Origin of the sequence: Sphingomonas sp. LH128, assembly GCF_000293195.2 — a bacterium.
In the GTDB taxonomy this organism is placed as follows: Bacteria; Pseudomonadota; Alphaproteobacteria; order Sphingomonadales; family Sphingomonadaceae; genus Novosphingobium; species Novosphingobium resinovorum_A.
In genome coordinates, this window is the sequence record NZ_ALVC01000445.1 from 1 (window position 1) to 966 (window position 966).

General features: G+C 59.8%; 1 protein-coding gene. It reads right to left on the reverse strand.

Annotated features, from left to right (window positions below):
• Positions 1–901 (reverse strand): IS630 family transposase (locus LH128_RS27675; protein WP_008833008.1); only part of this gene is annotated, 901 nt, incomplete at its 3' end.
• Positions 902–966 lie beyond the last annotated feature (65 nt).

Consider the following 966-nt stretch of genomic DNA (forward strand, 5'->3'; position numbering starts at 1 on the left):
GCTTGGCGAAGAAGCCCTCAACGGCATTCAGCCATGAGCATGAGGTTGGCGTAAAGTGGAAGGTAAAGCGCGGGTGCCGGCCGAGCCACTCGCGCACTTTGGGATGCTTGTGGGCAGCGTAGTTATCGAGGATGACGTGGATCGCCTTTCCTGCGGGCACCTGTGCTTCGATCAGGTTCAGAAAACGGATGAATTCCTGATGACGGTGCCGCTGCATGTTGCGGCCGATTACGGTGCCATCGAGCACGTTGAGCGCAGCAAAGAGCGTGGTTGTGCCATTGCGCTTGTAATCGTGGGTCATGGTTCCGGCCCGTCCCTTCTTGAGCGGGAGGCCAGGCTGCGAGCGATCGAGCGCTTGGATTTGGCTTTTTTCGTCGAATGACAGCACGATCGCGTGCGCGGGCGGCGAGACATATAGCCCGACGACATCGCGAAGCTTTTCGACAAACTTCGGATCATTCGATAGCTTGAATTGGCGAACGCGGTGGGGTTGCAGGCCATGAGATCGCCAGATCCGCTGCACCGAACTGACGCTGATCCCAACCTCGCTCGCCATCATCAGCGCCGTCCAATGGGTGGTCTCGCCGGGCGGATCTTCGAGCGTCCGAGCAACGACCCGGTCGGTCACCTCGGGAGCCAGGGGCGGGATCCGCGACGGACGGGTCTTGTCGCGAAGCAGTCCTTCGACTCCTTCTTGCATGAAGCGCTCTTGCCATCGCCATACGCAGGTCTTCGAAGTCCCAGTTCGCCGCATGATCTCGTTGGTGCCGACACCCTCGCTCGTCAGGACCACGATCTCGGCGCGCCATGAATGCTTCTGCGCCGATTTGCGGTCCTTGATGATCCGATCGAGCCGGTCTCGGTCGCATGGGGAAAGGCTGATTGAGATACCGCTGCGCATCCACCCTCATCGCACAACCGGCAAACTTCGGGAATCCACTTCAGGACTCTTCTGTCAGACCTTGC